The organism is Scopulibacillus daqui (assembly GCF_016908855.1).
In the GTDB taxonomy this organism is placed as follows: domain Bacteria; phylum Bacillota; class Bacilli; order Bacillales; family Sporolactobacillaceae; genus Scopulibacillus_A; species Scopulibacillus_A daqui.
This window is the reverse complement of the sequence record NZ_JAFBER010000001.1, coordinates 220206-237154: the sequence shown is the minus strand read 5'-3', so window position 1 is coordinate 237154 and position 16949 is coordinate 220206. Positions and strand designations below refer to the sequence as shown.

The window sequence follows — 16949 nt, the reverse complement described above, 5'->3', positions numbered from 1 at the left end:
GTTAAGCTTATCCATAACAAAACTTTATTGTTCTTTAACATGAAATGTTAAACTCGCCAAAAGGCGAGTTCTTTTCTTAATCCATAATAAATGATTCTTTTACTCTTTTCCAAAACGGAAACGGACGAAATCTGGCAAATCGCACCTTTTCATCCGCGACGCGGCACTGAATCGATTTAACATCTTTATGTGTCAGAAATAGATGGTCAATCGTAATATCGAAATTAACATCATTAACAGGCTTCAGTTTACAAGTATGATGCTGCGGCAGTACAAGCGGCGAACCTATCGTCCGGAAAACCCGGTTATTGATTGACGCCATTTCCGCCAGCTGAATAGCCGACAATGAGGGATGAATAATCGCCCCTGACAATGCTTTATTATAGGCGGTGCTGCCTGTCGGTGTTGAAATGCATAATCCATCGCCCCTAAAGGTTTCAAATTTCTCACCCTTAATGACGACATCAATGACAAGTGATCCTTCCATACTTTTTACTGTGCATTCATTTAAAGCCAAGTATCGTTTTTCTTCTTCTTCATGATTAAATCTAATCGTTACTTCAAGCAGCGGATATTCAACAACTTGAAAAGGTGTTTTGGCCAGGTGAATCACAAGCTTTTCAATTTCATCAGGCGTCCAATCCGCATAGAAACCTAAATGGCCTGTATGCACCCCGACAAAAGCCGTATCATGAAGGCGGTGAACATATTGATGAAAGGCATGAAGCAATGTGCCATCCCCGCCGACAGATATGACAATATCAGGTTCGTCCTCATCATAAACAAGATCGAAACCATTTAAATAACGTTTAATTTGATTCTTTAATTTATTAGAGGTCTCATCACCTTTGGACCGAATTGAAAATTTCATAACATCATCCCACTTTATCGCATGCATATTTAAAAGAAAGACATCGCTGTGATCTTATTTCCCGCTATTCTTCCTATTATTTTGTTCAATTTTTTTCTCCATAAAATGCCGGTGCGCTTCTTGGATTTCTTCACGAATTTGCGACATCTCACCATCTAAAAGAAACGCCGCTTCAGCAGCCCTTTGAAGCCGATCCTTTATTTCTTTCGGTATGCGGCCTTCGTATTTATAATTCAATGAGTGTTCAATCGTTGCCCAGAAATTCATCGCCATTGTTCGAACTTGAATTTCAACTAAAATCATTTGCTCCCCGCTTATCGTGTGGACAGGGTAGTTAACGACAAGATGGTAAGATCTGTACCCGCTTTCTTTAACATCAGATATGTAATCCCTTTCCTCTACAACTGTCATATCGGTTCTGTTTTTGATTAATTCAATAACGGTTTTTATGTCTTCCACAAACTGGCATGTTATTCTAACGCCGGCAAGATCTTGCATTTGCAAATGCAGCTGGTTTAAAGGAATATTTTTTCTTCGCGCTTTATCTAAAATGCTCGGTATCGGCTTCACTCTGCCGGTAACAAACTCAATCGGCGAGTGTTCTGATACCTTTTCATATTGTTCCCGGTATCCCCGCAGTTTAATTTTCAATTCATCTACAGCTTGCTTATAAGGCGTTAAAAATAAATCCCAATCCATCTGTTAACCACCACCCGCTGATTAAATACTTTAACTACTCTTCATTTAATATTGATATTTATGTATCCCGTTTAAATTAAACTTGCAGCACTCCAGAACACAAGTCCGGCAGTGCAAAAATAATCTTTAAAACGGGTATTGTGACTCCATTTCCATTATGTCATAATTCTATTAAAACTACCAATGAAGTTGGTGATAATCTCGTGAATCAAGAACTTGAAATTGAATTTAAAAACATGTTAACAAAGGCAGAATTTGAACAGCTTCGGGATCATTTTCATCTCAGCAAGTGTTTTGTCCGCCAAGTTAACCATTACTTTGACACCCGATCATTTGACTTGAAACAAAAAGGCGCCGCGCTAAGAATTCGTGAGAAAAGCAATAAAACGGTTTTAACCTTAAAACAACCCCACCCAGAAGGATTGCTGGAAACGCATCAATCCATAAACCAGCAAGATGCGCAATTAATGATTGAAACCGGACAAATGCCGCATGGGGATGTGAGGCAAGCAATTTCGACACTGGGCATCCATGATCTGCTGCTTCAATATCTTGGGGCGCTAACAACCGATCGCGCGCAAAAGACGTATCATAACGGAGAACTTGTTCTTGATCATAGCCGCTACAATGACACAGAAGACTATGAGCTGGAATACGAAGCAGCCGATGCCGACTCCGGCAGGAAAACCTTTAACCAGCTCCTGTCTCAATTTCAAATCCCTGAGCGAAAAACAGACAACAAAATCAAACGTTTCTTTGATTCTAAAGAAAACTATCCGGCTGATAATTTATAAATTTTAAAAAGCAGAAAAGATAAGGAGGAAAAAATGATCAATCAATATCAATGGATGCAGTCCCTCATGCACGTGAATACATTAAATCGTCTTTATAACGATAATGATCGCGGCATCTTGTTCTCACCGGCAAATTTGTTTGTCGAATGGCTTGAAGCGGCCTTAATGGCAGCTCTATATGAAAATGCCAATCAACAGGCATCTCATGAGACTGACGCATTTTTAATGCAAAAGTTGAACCAGCCTGCAGCTATTCATCCAAAGCCTAAAACAACGGTTAAGAACAGCCAAAATGGACATGCATTAACGCATTCGCCCGAAACCGCCAGAATAGACCAGCATCAAGTCACTGACAGAACAGGGCAACAGCCAAAAACCGTTCGAAAACACCAATATCAAGCAACTGTCCAAAGAACACATCAACATCAAGCAACCGGCCATTCTGGAATAAGGCGAAATAGTAAAATCAATACATATATCATGGAAGCTGCTGAAAAATACAACGTCGATCCTAAACTGATTCAATCAGTCATTAAGCATGAATCGGGCGGAAATGCAAATAGTACAAGCCCGGTCGGCGCACAAGGCCTTATGCAGCTGATGCCTGATACAGCCAAAGCACTCGGCGTAACCAATCCTTATGATCCTAAGCAAAACATTGAAGGCGGGACCAAATATTTGCGAAGCTTGCTTGATCAATTCAACAACAACACTTCCCTTGCAGTAGCCGCTTATAACGCCGGACCAGGGAATGTCCGGAAATTCGGCGGCATACCGCCGTTTAAAGAAACACAAAATTATGTTAAAAATGTCCTTTCAACCTATTATCATGAAATATAAAGTATAGGAAAGCCTGTTGCAAATAACAGGCTTTTTTTATGCTTTCAGACGACCCGTACCGTTCAGGAAGGATTGCCCAGTGCTCCTGCGCTTGACAGCCTGCCGGCCGGCCAGTTTTTTTAAGTTTAGTGTTGAATATTTGCCGATATAATGTTGTCTTGCTACAATAAAATTAAATTAAAGTATAACCTAATTATAATGATTCATTTGCCTATAACTCAATGATAAACGAATATAAAATCAATACGAAATCATAATAATGGAGAATAAAGATGAAATATCAGAATCAATCGCCGTATGAAGCCGTCGGCGGAGCCGAAACAATTGAAAAATTGGTATCAGCATTTTATGCTAGAGTAGCTGAACATCCTGATTTAGCACCGATTTTTCCTGATGATTTAACTGAAACCGCCCGAAAACAAACACAATTTTTAACTCAATTTCTTGGCGGTCCGCCTTTGTATACTGAAGAACATGGTCATCCCAGGCTTCGCGCCAGACATTTGCGTTTCCCTATCGGTCCAAAACAAGAGCGGGCTTGGATAAGCTGCATGAAAGAAGCTATGGAAGAAATTGAGTTCAATAAAGACTGGCGCGATGCCATTTTACAAAGATTGGCCTTAACAGCGCATCATATGGTCAACCAAATTGACGAAAACAGCTAAAGTAAGTGAGGTGATGATCATGAAACACAATCATACAAAATCAATGTGTGAAGGATCATCAGGTAAATATATATGTCATACTCATTCCGAAAATCAGTATAAACCAATTGAACTTTATTCTTTTACAGATCCGCTTTCCCCTGAATGCATGGGCATTGAGCCTATTATAAAAAAACTGATCATAGAATACCGCCAGTATATAACTATTCGCTCTGTTATCGCCTGTCATTCTAATGTTATGGATAAGCGGCAATTTCCTAATCAATTAGCATCTGGGCGAAACAAAACGGATATAAATGAAGACAACAAAGGCAACTGTTTAAATAACATGCCTTCCCCTTACAGCTTATCCATTGCGGTAAAAGCCGCCGAACTGCAAGGGAAAGCTGCCGGAAGACGGTTTCTGCGCAAATTAAGGCATAAGGTTTTCCTGGAAAAAGACAATATAAATGATAAGCATGTTCTTATTGACTGCGCATTGGACGCAGGCTTGGATATTCAAGAATTCACGAAGGATATTTGCTCACAAACACCGATAAAAGCGCTTCAATGCGACCGAAAACTGACATGTGAAATGGAAGTCAAGACATTGCCGACACTCATCTTTTTTAGCGTTGCCGCGGACACTGAGGGGATAAAAGTACCGGGGGTTTATCCTTACGAAGTATACGTGCAAATTCTGTCGGATCTTCTGGGCGAAAAGCCTAAAGCCAACGATCTTCCGCCGATCAGAGAGTTTTTGCGGATTTTTAAAATGGCCGCAACAAAAGAATTATCTATTGTCTATGGTCTAACCGATAAAGAAATCGAAATGGAAATGAAGAAACTTCAATTAAAGCAAATAGTCAAACGCATGTCATATCCGCTCGGCACGTATTGGCGCTATATTGAAAAGTCAGAGGGCTCCAGCTAACTGGTGCCCTTGCTTTATTAATAATGAAAAGTGACATAAAAACAAGCATCTCCCATAAGTATGTATTAACGCGGGGTGAAGGTCTTGAAAAGCTGGATAATCTTTCTGTCATGCTTAGTGACATTTGCTTGTTTCTGCTTCTACTTGCTTGGTTTGATGCACTTGCAGCCTATCATAATAACCGGCCCTATCTTTTTCGGTTCGCTGTTTTTAACGATTCGTTTGATAACAAATCATAACAAAGCCTGAAGGAAAAAATCACCTGAAATATTTCAGGTGATTTTTTGTATGCCGAACTTTCGAGTCCGCTTAGGCGCACGTTTGATTCAGCAATAGAGGCTGTTCCTTAGATTCATAACAAGCGTTTTATTCGAATAATAAATTTTCCATTTCATCTAGAACTGAGCTAAAGACCGCCATCGCTTGTTTAATTGGTTCAGGAGTCGCCATATCAACACCAGCTTTTTTAAGCACTTCGATCGGATAATCGGAGCTTCCGGCTTTCAGGTAGTTTTTATAGCGCTCAACAGCAGGATCTCCTTCCTCAAGGATTTGCTTAGACAATGCCGCTGCGGCGCTGTATCCTGTCGCATATTGATACACGTAGAAATTGTAATAGAAATGCGGGATGCGGGCCCATTCAATGCCAATCTCGTTATCGACAACAAGTTCGCTGCCATAATATTTTTTGTTTAAATCATAGTATACGTTGGTCAGTAATTCAGGCGTCAATGCTTCTCCGGCAGCGGATTTTTCGTGAATCATTTGCTCAAATTCAGCAAACATCGTTTGTCTGAATACAGTTCCTCTGAAACCTTCCAATTGGTTATTGAGTAAATATAACTTTTTCTTCTTATCATCGGTTTCATTAAGAAGATAGTGATTTAACAGCGCTTCATTGCATGTTGAGGCGACTTCCGCAACAAAGATAGAATAGTCTCCGTATGGATACGGCTGATGGCTGCGCGTATAATAACTGTGCATAGAATGCCCTAACTCATGGGCCAGGGTGAATACGTTGTTAATATTGTCTTGCCAATTCAATAAAATGTACGGATGTGTGCCGTAAGTGCCTGATGAGTATGCGCCGCTGCGTTTGCTCTTTGTTTCGCGCACATCAATCCAGCGGCTATTATAGCCTTCTTTAATTGTATTAATATAATCTTCACCAAGCGGCGCTAACCCTTTTAATACAAGTTCTTTGGCTTCTTCATAAGGAACTTCCATTTTTACATCTTTAACAAGCGGTGTATAAAGATCATAGATGTGAAGCTCATCAAGCTTAAGCGCTTTTTTTCTTAATTCGATATAGCGGTGAAGTAAATGGAGATTATCATTAACAGTCTTGACTAAATTATCATAAACCTCTTCAGGAATGTTGTTGTTGGCAAGCGCAGCTTGTCTTGCCGAATCATAGCGGCGAATTTTTGCATAGAAATTATTCTTTTTCACTTGCCCGCTAAGCGTGCTGGCAAAAGTATTTTTAAAAGATTCATACGTATGATGCATCGCGTGAAAAGCATCTTTTCGGACCCTGCGGTCATCGCTTTCCAGAAATTTAGAATAGCGGCCGTGCGTCACTTCAACCTCTTCCCCGTCTTCGTCTTTAATTTCCGGGAATTTCAGATCGGCGTTATTCAGCATTCCGAATGTGTTCGAAGCTGTTCCTAATGCTTCACTTGCCTGTGCAAGCAAAGCTTCCTTTTCTTCATCAAGAACATGCGGACGCATGCGGGTTATTTCTTCAAGGGCATGATCATACAGCTTCAAATCATCATTCTCATTGAGAAAAGACTTCAGCTTCTCCTCATCTATCTCAAGAATTTCCGGGACGATAAAAGCCAGCTTTGCGCCTACGAGAGTTGCCAGACTGCTGGCCCGGTCATTAAGAGCTTGATATGTAGAATTCGCGGTATCCTCATCTGATTTCATATGAGCATACGCAAAAAGTTTACCTAACGCCATCGTTAATTCATCTTGCTTTTGCAAAGCTTGGTACAGCGTATTTGCCGATTCGCCAAGCTTCCCTTTAAAAGCTTCCACCTCTGGGATTAAGCTTTTCACATGTTCAAATGCCTTTTCCCATTCTTGCGTCGAAGAAAATATCGCTTCAAGATCCCATTTCTCTTCCTCAGGTATCTGATCCCTTGTCGGTAAAGATTTCGATTTAGTTTTATCAGACATGATAACACCTCCGGAAATATTTGTTCTTAAATTAATTCCATGAAAGCTAAATTATTCCTTCATCTACTTATTGTATTTTAAATGATTGTTTTCATACAAATAATTCAGCTTAAAGCATGTTTTTTTAAAAGAACGGGTAAAGCCGGCGGGGCGGTCATGAAACTATAAAGATTGGCGAAAGTTATTCAACACCTTGGCAAACCGGAGATGCTTCAAGCTCATCCAATGTTTTTTGATCTTCATCAAGCAACAGTGTGATTGAGGGCCGCTGCCACTTCTCAACGTTCAACACTCGAAAATTGCCCTTATGAGCAGCTTTAACAACATTCAATATGGCTAATTGTTTGAGATAAGTTTGAATCACTTGTTCAATCGAGTGTTTCCCCGCCAATAAAGGGCGGCAATGAAATATCCCTTTATCTATCAACCTCTTAAAGGCTTGAGTGATTGATTTCCCATCTATGAGCTGTCCTTTTTTTCCTTCTATAAAGTTGAGCACAAGCCAGCTTTGCCAAATAACCGGGGGCGTTTCGACATAAAGAAAATGATAATGCGGGAGACCTGCATATGAGGGAAAGAAAGAGAAGTTGATGCGCTTCCGGTAACAAATCGCCTTAATGTAATGTTCCGCTTGACTTTGAAATCGATGGGGATTGGCTCTTTTCATCTTTTTCTCTCTTAGCCATACCTTTTTGAATTCATTAAAGTTCTCTTGATGGATAGGCTGGGTTAAGACATGCAGCGGGGACAATCGCAGCAAGGATGTATGAATATGTGCGGATATTTTGGATGTTGATAGGGGCTGAATATTTGAGAGTTGTATCATGGACTGTTTGTTTTGGCTGTAGAAAAGCAGAAAATACGGGGATGCAAAGGGGTGCGAACCTGCAAATTTCGGATTATATTGAACAGCTTGATAATCCATCGCTGATAAATAAATAACAGAGCCTTTTTGCCGAAGGCGGTTTTCGCCCAAAATCCATATGGGTTTGATATGATGTTTAAAGTAACCAAGTGTTCTTTCATTTAATAACGATGCGGGCATGGCAGCACATTGAAACTCAATGGCAACTGGCAGCGGATTAAGCGGCAAAAATATATCTGGACGTTGTTTTAGTTCTGGGAGATATCTCTCTAATTGAGGTTGAAGACAGTGCTGCAATAACCAATGATATAGATGCTTCTTTCCGAGGAGATGATTCGCGGATTCAGGTTCTTGATCATAGGGACAATGGGCTAAATGATGATGGGAAAAATGCCATTTCTTTTTGTTGCCGAGCTTTAAGAAAACCGGCTTATCACAGGCTGGACAATAAAAACTGCACGTATCTCTAAGCTTTTTCAAGTCATCCAAGGCATGGGAATCAGCCATAGAGATCAATTGATCGTTTTCGGTTCTTGCCACAAGCAATACCTCACCTGCTTTCTTCATTTTATATATCATATCATATAAATCAGATATTCTGATAAAGATCATTTAATAAATATAAAAAAATCGTTAACCGATGATAAAGAAAAAGAGACAGCCAAGGCTGCCTCAAGCTCAAGAAAGAAAATATATTAATAAAATTATAATAGCGGGGATAATAATCTTGATGTTGATTCCACAACTCTTGTAATAATCGGCCGTTTTTTAAATGATTCGTAATCAATTTCAGTTGCATGATCCAGATCATCAATAAAATCAGCCACGAGCTGGATCGTGCTGTCTGTCCGATAAAGAAACGCGTTCACTTCGAAATTAAGATGGAAGCTTCTCATATCCATATTCGATGTCCCGATCGACGCCAGTTCATGATCAACAATGATGACTTTGCTGTGCATGAATCCGTCTCTATACTCATAAATCTTAACGCCTGCTTCAAGCAACTCAGGAAAATAGGAGTGAGAAGCATAGAAAACGATGCGTTTATCGGGGCGGAACGGGACAAGAATTTTAACGTCAATGCCGCTTAAAGCAGCTATCTTCAAGGCGCTTAGTATATCGTCGTCCGGAATAAGGTACGGTGAAGCTATCCAAATGGACCTCTTCGCGGAAACAATCATTGAGAAAAATAAATTTTTAATGACTTCCCATTCACTGTAAGGCGATGAGGCAACCATTTGGCAAGCACCGTGACTCGCCCCTTCTACCGGCTTTACATCAAAATAAACCTCTTCTGTCTTCGCTTCTCCGGTCATAATATACCAATCTTGAAGAAATATCGTTTGCAGACTGCGTACAGCTTCACCCCGAACAAGCAAATGGGTATCCCGCCAAAAGCCAAATGAAGGGTTTTTGCCAAGATACTCATCCCCTATATTAAGACCGCCCATAAATCCCACATTACCGTCAATAACAACAATTTTACGGTGATTCCGGAAATTTACTCTATGGTTGATAATAGGAAACCGAACTGGAAAGAACGGTACCGTTTCAACCCCGGCATTATTTAATTCGCGGACATACTTCTTATTAAGCTTCCAGCTTCCAACAGCGTCGTATAAGAAGCGGACTTCGACGCCTTGTTTGGCCTTTTCAATAAGCAGATCTTTCAGCAAACTGCCAATCTCATCATTACGGACAATATAATATTCCAAATGAATATGGTGCTTAGCTTTTTTTATTTCTTGTAAAATTTCTTTAAAAGTTTGATTCCCGTTAGTAAGCACCTTCGTTTCAGTCCCGAATGAAACAGGATATTGCCCCAATTGTTCCGCTAGACGGATCAAAGTCTGCTGGTGCTCACCCATGAGTTGACGTTCATCCTGTTTAATCGCCTTTGAAGAAGCGGCAATATCATTAAACTGCTGATCATCCAAAAAAGTTCTCTTCATAAAAAGCCTTTGTTTCCGGTAATTTTGTCCGAACACAATATATATGATAAAGCCTACAATCGGAAATAAGGCCAAAACCATTAACCAAGAGATTGTCTTTGAAGGCTGGCGGTTCTCAAAAAAGATCACAATGCCTATCAGAATTACCGTTAAAGATAATCCAATGTTAAAAGTGCCTAACACCCACTTTTGCCAATCCTGTATAAATAATAATAATATGAGAGCAACTAATGTTAGGAAAAAAATTGCAATTGATCTTTTCATGTAAAAAGCGTCTCCTTAAATTTTCTAAGAATAAGGTACTTCTACAGAAAATCCCTATTGTACAATAGCATATTTCTAATGAACTAGTAAAGAAACTTACCGATTGGCAAGCCGTCAGGCGAAGACAGTCTTATTTTGAACTTATCTTAAAAAAGTAAAAAATGGTTTCTCTACAAACGAGAAACCAATTAAGATTGGAGCGGAAAGTGTTTTCTTATTGTTGAAAGAGCCTTTTCGGGGAGAACGATTTTGCCGTATTCTTCAACGAAATGAACCGTTCGATTTGATTCGAAGCCGTATTCAAGGATACAACTTAAGACATTGTCTTGTTTGCGTTCGCTCAGACCGCTTCTAAAGGTGATATTTAAATAATAATGGTTATCAAAAGCATATAGTGCCGTATCAATGGCCGGATGATCTTGAACTTGGTGGCTTAAGGAAACAACATCTTCAAAGTCGCTGAAAGAAATTAAAAATGACAGCTCATCATCAAAATGATTTTCATCAGAATCGTCATTTACCGGCAAATCTTCGTCCTCTTCTCCAGCTTTGTCCAATTGAAAATGCTGATTAATCAATTCCTCTAAACCTTCACTTACAGGAATATCAAGATGCTTATCTTCAGATATAGGCAGCTCCAGCTTGGAACCGTCTTGCGAAAGCTGTGCTCGCGTGACAATGATTTCAATTCCTTTATCTAAAGCTTGAACTTGTATCCATAAGGGGCCATCCATGGAAAATGATTCTTGATAGTAGGCTTCATCCATGATTTCCCAGAAGAATTCTTCTCCTCTTTCCCGGTTGTACCAAATCTCCTCACGATCAAATCCACGGTCTTCAATATCTATATAGCTAATAAAAAATTTTAACGTATACTCATTAACACGCTCTATGTCCATATAAATCTCTCCCTCCGCATAATGTAAACTAACGGGAGCGACCTTCTTTAAAAAAAGGCAACAGCATTTTTATCTCTTAACACCATTGTATGATAAATACTAAAGGAATGAAATAAAAATTACAAGCATTTAAAAATAATCCACAATTATCATGATTCATCCGACTAACTGAACCCGCGCCAAAAAACAAAATATAGGAAACACGATGACAATTCCTTTCTTTCCATCAATATTTCCCCCTGGTTATTAATTTTATGACCCGCGAAGCTTTAATTGAGAAAGTGTATCTTTGCTGGATGCCGCTTATAAATATTGTCTTCAAATTTTGGGAGTGATAACGGCGCCTTGTCATTATTTTGGACAAGACCGCATATGTTGTATCTAGACACGTGAAAGGGGCATTAAAAGTATGGAATCGGAACAGCATCTACTTATCTCTATTATAAACATTATTTTGATTGATCTTATTCTCGGCGGTGATAATGCCGTTGTTATTGCCCTTGCCTGCCGCAGATTACCGGAGAAGCAGAGAAATAAAGCGATCATTCTTGGCACCGGGTTAGCAGTTGTTATACGCATTTCACTGATTGCCATTATGGTTTCATTGCTTAAAATCCCGTATTTGCTTCTTATCGGCGGTATTTTCCTTGTCTATATCGCACTGAAGCTTGTTATCGAAAAAGGCGATGATCTAAATATTAAAGCAGGCCATTCGCTTTTTTCTGCAGTTCGGACAATTGTATTGGCCGATGTTGTGATGGGATTGGACAATGTTCTCGGCATTGCCGGGGCATCGCACGGCAACCTAAGCCTCGTTCTGATTGGAATATTAATCTCGGTACCTATTATTATATGGGGAAGCAAAATAATCTTGACTGCAATGGAATATATGCCGGCATTGATTTATATCGGCAGTGCGGTTCTTGCCTATACAGCCTCAGGCATGGTTCTTGAGGAGCCTAAATTAAGCGGCATTTTGGCAGATTATCCGCAAATCAAAATGCCTCTAACTATTTTTCTGATCGCGGGCGTTCTGCTGGTCGGCTGGCTCGTTAACCGCTCCAAATCAGAAGATGCCAACCATCATATATAGTTTGCTCAACAAATAAAATAAAAGGCACCTTTTCCTATCAGAAAAGGTGCTTTAAAGCATTTAGTTAACCAATCTTTGAGCTTCTTGCAGTTCAAAGTTGCGAACTTTCCTAGGTAAGAAACGACGGATTTCATCATCGTTGTAACCGACTTGAAGTCTTTTCTCATCGATCATAATTGGACGTCTTAAAAGTCCAGGGTTTTTCTTAATAAGTTCATAAAGGTCTTGAAGCGGCATAGCGTCCAATTGTATGTTCAATTCCTGAAAGGCCTTGGAACGTGTTGATATAATTTCATCCGTGCCGTCCTCTGTCATGCGAAGAATGTTTTTAATTTCTTCAATAGACAGCGGTTCTGCAAATATATTACGTTCCTTGAACGCTATGTCATGTTCTTTAAGCCATGCTTTCGCCTTGCGGCAAGATGTACAGCTTGGAGATGTATATAAAGTGACCATTTAATCAACCCCCTTAAAGGAACGTCACTTGAAAAAGCACTTAATCAAATATCAGATGGAGGCTCAAAAATATCCGAAACAAAAATGGCTTTGAAATAATTCGCTGCGCCGCAAATCACATGAGAAACACAAAGGCAAGGCTTATTTCAGCGCAGACGGCTATTCGGCATTAACGCCAGCTTCTCAGCCCTGTTTGCCTCCTTTTTGAACATCATCATATGATTATTATATAATAATATTTCTAATTTGACCAGTGCCTCTTTTATATGGTTCGTTCAACAGACTTATTTATGGGATACCCGTTATAAAAAGTTTATAAACTTCTTTTAATGATTCAACACCTTCTGTACAAACAGAAGTAAGAGGACCTCACCAAGAGATCCTCTTACGCATTACGCAGGAGTTTTGGTTTGTGAAGCCGGTGGTGATTCGGTTTGTTTCGGTTTTGGCTGCCATTGACCCAATTGTTTCTTTAACCATTTTTTTAACGCATGCTTGCGTTTGCGTTTGATTACTTTGGGTTTCATAACACACCGCCTCCTTTTCATAGCACCGGCCGCAAACCGCCATTTTAGAAGTTAATCTTTATTAAATTCAAGTATATTGTCGTCCTTATCGCTGTCTATTGTCAATACCTCGTTCACAGGCTGGTATGATTTGCCATACAACTCTTTATCTTTATAGGTATGAATTTCCTTATAAGTTTTTTTCATCTTTTCCAATATGCTTTCTTCCGTTTCATCAGTCGGCGACCAGTACAGTATTTCCATCTGATTAATCTCATTAGTGGCTAGACTGCGCCGCTTATATCCGATAGAAACCGCATGCTTAAAACCTTCTCTCTTATAAAAACGGAGCCTTTTTTCCGTATCGCTGTCTTCATAGTTAACAGGTTCCACTTCCAAGATAATTGGCTTGCCATGTTGCTTTAGATTTTCTATTAGCTTATGCCCTATGCCTTTACCTCGTGATTTTGCCGAAACATAAAGATAATCAATGAATAAGAAGTCATTGGTTTCTACATACATGAGTACATGATACAGACCTTCGTCTTTATGATACATGTGCGGTTTTTCCTTCAATAACAGCTCCATGTGTTCCTTAGATTTCATTTCTTCGATGGGAAAGTATTCGCTCAACTTTTCGTACCAGTTCATCCCTCGACCTCTCTTTTTTCATTTATTATGCAACAATGTTAATTATAATATTAACAGATGTTGCATATGTTACATTATATTTCACCAATTTGTGAACAATAAACCTGTTTTTGAATGAGAAAAGAAGCCGAGAGGCAGGCAAGCTTACCGGCAAAACCGGCATTCAATTAAGGTAAGGCTTATGCAGATGCAATATTATTTTGATAAAAGATCTCCAGTTACATCATACACTATTTTCTGAAAGTTGTCAATTGACTTGGCCATTTTATAAAGGATAGGAAAATGTTTGTTCCCACGAAATGTTATTGCGGAAGCCAATCATCTATATCTTTTGTTGTAACAATACCTTGAAATGTTTTTATAATCCGGCCGTACGGGTCTATTAAAAATGATGTGGGAATGCCATATACTTGGTAATCTTTTTTCACTTGGCCTTTCGTATCCAAAAGAACCGGAAATGATAAAGGATGTTTCTTTAAGTAATCTTGAACAGTACGAAGCGACGTTTCGTCTGTTGTCATATTCACAGCAAGAATTTGCAATTGGTCATGAGGATACTTTTTACTTATATTTTGCAATGATGCTAAATCGTCTTGACATTCCTTGCACCATGTTGTCCAAACATTCACAAGTACAGACTGGCCGCGGTAATCATGGAGATCAACCATATGATTTTCCTGATCGGGAATGTTAAAAGACGGGGCTTTGGCAAATGCATGATTGTTAAAAATCCCGGCTTTTCCTTCGGCAGTATGCTTGGGTTCAGAATGACCGGCTCCGTTCGTTTGTTGCACAGATCCCTTTGACCCGTTAAGGACTGAAATAACCGCAAAACTAAAAATTAACACAATGATGATAGATATTGTCCATTTGATGTGTTTTCTATTAAAATGTTTGAACACTGCTATCCTTCCTTTATAATAGACCCTGTCCCTAATTTATGAGATTGACCTCTATATTATGACTGTCAGTAGTCCCCCGTTTTATCTGTTTCTAGGAATATGCGAAAGGATGTATAGGATTGTTACATAAACTAAGAGCTATTTTAACTGTTTTGGTCATTCTATTAGTGATTTCGATCTTTAGCCAGTATTTCATCGGCGGGCTCAGCCGTTATATCATTGAAGTCTTATTATGGCTGACCATCATTGTCTATATCATTTATCTCTTCAGCAAAATAAAGGCTAAGAAAAAAGAAGATGATCAAGACAAATAGACAAAGGCCATCCGGGAATACTGCCGGATGGCCTTTGTGATTTTCGGGATTATTTATTTAAACCGCTTTTGTATTCGTCATCATAAAGGTGGCAGGCAACCCAGTGTCCTTCTCTAGCTTCTTGCCATTTAGGCGCCACTTGCGCACATATATCCATAGCGTGCGGACAACGTGTTCTAAAGCGGCAGCCGCTTGGCGGATTGATTGGGCTTGGGACATCGCCTTTCAGAATAATACGTTCGCGGCTTCGTTCAATTTCCGGATCAGCCACAGGGATTGCTGACAACAGGGCTTGTGTATAAGGATGGAGAGCATGATCGTAAAGTTCATCACTCTTCGCAAGCTCTACCATATGTCCGAGATACATAACCCCGACCCGGTCGCTGATATGCTTAACCATAGATAAATCATGGGCAATAAATAAATATGTTAATCCGCGTTTCTCTTGAAGTTCTTGCAATAAGTTAACGACTTGCGCTTGAATGGAAACATCCAGTGCTGAAATTGGTTCATCAGCAATAATGAATTCAGGATCTACAGCCAATGCTCTGGCAATGCCGATTCTTTGCCTTTGCCCGCCGCTGAACTCGTGGGGATAGCGGTTGGCGTGTTCCTTATTCAAGCCGACAGTTTCCAGCAATCTATAGACTTTTTCATTCCGTTCTTTGTTTGATTTGGCCAAATCGTGAATATCAATGCCTTCTGCAATAATATCTTTAACAGTCATTCGCGGATTTAATGAAGCGTACGGATCTTGGAAGATCATTTGCATTTTTCTATTAAACTTCTTCAGTTCTTTCTTTGATTTCTTGCCATGAACGTCTTCGCCGTTAAATAATACTTTACCGTCAGTGGCATCATACAGCCTGATAATGGTGCGGCCTGTTGTTGATTTTCCGCAGCCGGATTCGCCGACGAGCCCTAATGTTTCACCTTTATAAATGTCAAAGCTGACATCATCGACGGCTTTAAGCACATCGTTATGGCTTACTTTAAAATATCTCTTCAGATTCCTTACTTCTAATAGTTTGTCTTCCATTGCTGTCATGACTTGGTCCCCCCTACCCCAATAGTTTCGGGTGGTTCAACTTTAGGTGCCCGATCATCCAGCAGCCAGCATGCTGTTTGATGTGTATCTGACAAATTTGTATAATCCGGCATCATATCAACACATGCTTTCATAGCATATGGACAACGCGGTGCAAACGGGCATCCTTTCGGCGGATTAGATAAATCAGGCGGAGTGCCCGGGATCGCCAAGAGCTTTTCACTATTATTATGAAGCTTTGGCATTGAAGAAAGCAGTCCCCAAGTATACGGATGCTTTGGCTTATAGAAAATTTCATCAACACTTCCTGTTTCAACGATTCTGCCGCCGTACATCACCGCCACACGCTGCGCCATATTGGCAACAACACCTAAGTCGTGAGTGATTAGAATAATTGACGTACTCATCTTATCTTGCAGATCTTTCATAAGTTCCAAAATTTGCGCCTGAATCGTTACATCAAGAGCGGTTGTCGGTTCGTCCGCGATTAAAATTTTCGGGTTGCAGGCCAGGGCAATGGCAATAACGACTCTTTGCCTCATTCCCCCTGAGAATTGGTGCGGATATTGCTTAAGCCTTGCTTCTGGATTTGGTATGCCGACAAGATCAAGCAGCTTCACCACACGTTCATTTGCTTCCTGCTTGTTCATTTTTTGATGTTTTCTTAATCCTTCCGCTATTTGCGCTCCAATGGTCATTGTCGGGTTCAAGGCTGTCATTGGATCTTGGAAAATCATTGAAATCTCTGAACCTCTGATTTTATGCATATCTCTCTCTGAGTATTTGATAAGGTCTTTACCCTCAAACAGGATTTCTCCGGATTTATATTTTCCGGGCGGCTGCGGAATTAATTTCATAACGGCTTTGGATGTCACCGATTTTCCAGATCCTGATTCACCGACGATGGCCAGGGTTTCACCTTTTTTTAAAGTTAAGTTAACGCCTCGGACGGCTTGAACTTCACCGCTGAATGTATCAAATGATATTTTTAAATCTTTAATCTCTAGTATATTTTCCAAATTCTCCGCCTCCC

Annotated in this window: 18 protein-coding genes; 6 read left to right on the top strand and 12 right to left on the bottom strand. The window is 39.9% G+C overall.

Annotated elements, in window-relative coordinates; genetic code table 11:
* Positions 1-76: 76 nt before the first annotated feature.
* Together JOD45_RS01155 and yjbM are read right to left on the bottom strand one after the other, a co-directional pair.
* A complete protein-coding gene (locus JOD45_RS01155; protein ID WP_205002008.1) occupies positions 77-871 on the bottom strand; it encodes an NAD kinase in 795 nt (264 codons plus the stop codon).
* A gap of 54 nt (positions 872-925) precedes the next feature.
* The gene (gene yjbM / locus JOD45_RS01150; protein WP_205002007.1) at positions 926-1570 is read right to left on the bottom strand and encodes a GTP diphosphokinase; all 645 of its coding nucleotides are present in this window, start codon (positions 1568-1570) and stop codon (positions 926-928) included.
* 203 nt (positions 1571-1773) lie between these two features.
* Here yjbM and JOD45_RS01145 point away from each other — a divergent pair, with 203 nt between their 5' ends.
* The 4 genes from JOD45_RS01145 (at position 1774) to JOD45_RS01130 (ending at position 4782) form a co-directional block, all read left to right on the top strand.
* Positions 1774-2364 (top strand): CYTH domain-containing protein, encoded by a 591-nt coding sequence (locus JOD45_RS01145; protein WP_205002006.1) that lies wholly within the window; start codon positions 1774-1776, stop codon positions 2362-2364.
* Positions 2365-2589: 225 nt separating this feature from the next.
* Entirely contained in the window at positions 2590-3204 is a 615-nt protein-coding gene (locus JOD45_RS01140; protein ID WP_205002185.1) for a lytic transglycosylase domain-containing protein, read from the top strand.
* A gap of 272 nt (positions 3205-3476) precedes the next feature.
* A complete protein-coding gene (locus tag JOD45_RS01135; protein WP_205002005.1) occupies positions 3477-3869 on the top strand; it encodes a globin domain-containing protein in 393 nt (130 codons plus the stop codon).
* Between the two features lie 19 nt (positions 3870-3888).
* Positions 3889-4782: a DsbA family protein gene (locus JOD45_RS01130; RefSeq protein ID WP_205002004.1), complete on the top strand. Its 894-nt coding sequence runs from the start codon at positions 3889-3891 to the stop codon at positions 4780-4782.
* 366 nt (positions 4783-5148) lie between these two features.
* Here the strand turns inward: JOD45_RS01130 and pepF are convergent, their stop codons facing one another.
* The 4 genes from pepF to mecA form a co-directional block, all read right to left on the bottom strand.
* Positions 5149-6966, bottom strand: a complete 1818-nt coding sequence (pepF, locus tag JOD45_RS01125; RefSeq protein WP_205002003.1) for an oligoendopeptidase F — start codon at positions 6964-6966, stop codon at positions 5149-5151.
* Between the two features lie 181 nt (positions 6967-7147).
* A complete protein-coding gene (locus JOD45_RS01120; RefSeq protein WP_205002002.1) occupies positions 7148-8371 on the bottom strand; it encodes a competence protein CoiA family protein in 1224 nt (407 codons plus the stop codon).
* Positions 8372-8535: 164 nt separating this feature from the next.
* The gene (cls, locus tag JOD45_RS01115; RefSeq protein WP_205002001.1) at positions 8536-10047 is read right to left on the bottom strand and encodes a cardiolipin synthase; all 1512 of its coding nucleotides are present in this window, start codon (positions 10045-10047) and stop codon (positions 8536-8538) included.
* Between the two features lie 188 nt (positions 10048-10235).
* Positions 10236-10946: an adaptor protein MecA gene (gene mecA, locus JOD45_RS01110; protein ID WP_205002000.1), complete on the bottom strand. Its 711-nt coding sequence runs from the start codon at positions 10944-10946 to the stop codon at positions 10236-10238.
* A 409-nt stretch (positions 10947-11355) separates the two neighbouring features.
* On the opposite strand from mecA, the gene JOD45_RS01105 reads away from it, so the two are divergent.
* Positions 11356-12039 carry a TerC family protein gene (locus tag JOD45_RS01105; RefSeq protein ID WP_205001999.1) on the top strand — a complete coding sequence of 228 codons (684 nt, stop codon included), beginning with the start codon at positions 11356-11358 and terminating at the stop codon, positions 12037-12039.
* A 60-nt stretch (positions 12040-12099) separates the two neighbouring features.
* Here the strand turns inward: JOD45_RS01105 and spxA are convergent, their stop codons facing one another.
* The 4 genes from spxA to JOD45_RS16460 form a co-directional block, all read right to left on the bottom strand.
* Positions 12100-12495 (bottom strand): transcriptional regulator SpxA, encoded by a 396-nt coding sequence (spxA, locus tag JOD45_RS01100; RefSeq protein ID WP_205001998.1) that lies wholly within the window; start codon positions 12493-12495, stop codon positions 12100-12102.
* Between the two features lie 392 nt (positions 12496-12887).
* Complete coding sequence (locus tag JOD45_RS16705; protein ID WP_275583901.1) at positions 12888-13022, bottom strand: hypothetical protein; 135 nt, start codon at positions 13020-13022, stop codon at positions 12888-12890.
* Between the two features lie 51 nt (positions 13023-13073).
* On the bottom strand, positions 13074-13652 hold the full coding sequence (locus JOD45_RS01095; RefSeq protein WP_205001997.1) for a GNAT family N-acetyltransferase: 579 nt from the start codon (positions 13650-13652) through the stop codon (positions 13074-13076).
* 302 nt (positions 13653-13954) lie between these two features.
* Complete coding sequence (locus JOD45_RS16460) at positions 13955-14554, bottom strand: redoxin domain-containing protein (protein ID WP_205001996.1); 600 nt, start codon at positions 14552-14554, stop codon at positions 13955-13957.
* Positions 14555-14673: 119 nt separating this feature from the next.
* Between JOD45_RS16460 and JOD45_RS01085 the strand changes: the two genes are divergently transcribed.
* Positions 14674-14868, top strand: coding sequence for a hypothetical protein (locus tag JOD45_RS01085; protein ID WP_205001995.1), 195 nt, complete (start codon positions 14674-14676; stop codon positions 14866-14868).
* A 49-nt stretch (positions 14869-14917) separates the two neighbouring features.
* Here the strand turns inward: JOD45_RS01085 and JOD45_RS01080 are convergent, their stop codons facing one another.
* Positions 14918-15916 carry an ABC transporter ATP-binding protein gene (locus tag JOD45_RS01080; protein WP_275583900.1) on the bottom strand — a complete coding sequence of 333 codons (999 nt, stop codon included), beginning with the start codon at positions 15914-15916 and terminating at the stop codon, positions 14918-14920.
* Positions 15913-16935, bottom strand: coding sequence for an ABC transporter ATP-binding protein (locus tag JOD45_RS01075; RefSeq protein ID WP_205001994.1), 1023 nt, complete (start codon positions 16933-16935; stop codon positions 15913-15915). Before JOD45_RS01075 ends, JOD45_RS01080 begins: the two co-directional genes overlap by 4 nt.
* Positions 16936-16949: the final 14 nt, after the last annotated feature.

Bases quoted from the DNA above. Each gene is read 5' to 3' on its own strand.
- pepF (WP_205002003.1), bottom strand. From the start codon at position 6,966: ATGTCTGATAAAACTAAATCGAAATCTTTACCGACAAGGGATCAGATA.
- JOD45_RS01095 (WP_205001997.1), bottom strand. From the start codon at position 13,652: ATGAACTGGTACGAAAAGTTGAGCGAATACTTTCCCATCGAAGAAATG.
- yjbM (WP_205002007.1), bottom strand. From the start codon at position 1,570: ATGGATTGGGATTTATTTTTAACGCCTTATAAGCAAGCTGTAGATGAA.
- JOD45_RS16705 (WP_275583901.1), bottom strand. From the start codon at position 13,022: ATGAAACCCAAAGTAATCAAACGCAAACGCAAGCATGCGTTAAAAAAA.
- JOD45_RS01135 (WP_205002005.1), top strand. From the start codon at position 3,477: ATGAAATATCAGAATCAATCGCCGTATGAAGCCGTCGGCGGAGCCGAA.
- JOD45_RS01140 (WP_205002185.1), top strand. From the start codon at position 2,590: ATGCAAAAGTTGAACCAGCCTGCAGCTATTCATCCAAAGCCTAAAACA.
- JOD45_RS01130 (WP_205002004.1), top strand. From the start codon at position 3,889: ATGAAACACAATCATACAAAATCAATGTGTGAAGGATCATCAGGTAAA.
- JOD45_RS01105 (WP_205001999.1), top strand. From the start codon at position 11,356: ATGGAATCGGAACAGCATCTACTTATCTCTATTATAAACATTATTTTG.
- mecA (WP_205002000.1), bottom strand. From the start codon at position 10,946: ATGGACATAGAGCGTGTTAATGAGTATACGTTAAAATTTTTTATTAGC.
- JOD45_RS01080 (WP_275583900.1), bottom strand. From the start codon at position 15,916: ATGACAGCAATGGAAGACAAACTATTAGAAGTAAGGAATCTGAAGAGA.
- spxA (WP_205001998.1), bottom strand. From the start codon at position 12,495: ATGGTCACTTTATATACATCTCCAAGCTGTACATCTTGCCGCAAGGCG.
- JOD45_RS01155 (WP_205002008.1), bottom strand. From the start codon at position 871: ATGAAATTTTCAATTCGGTCCAAAGGTGATGAGACCTCTAATAAATTA.
- cls (WP_205002001.1), bottom strand. From the start codon at position 10,047: ATGAAAAGATCAATTGCAATTTTTTTCCTAACATTAGTTGCTCTCATA.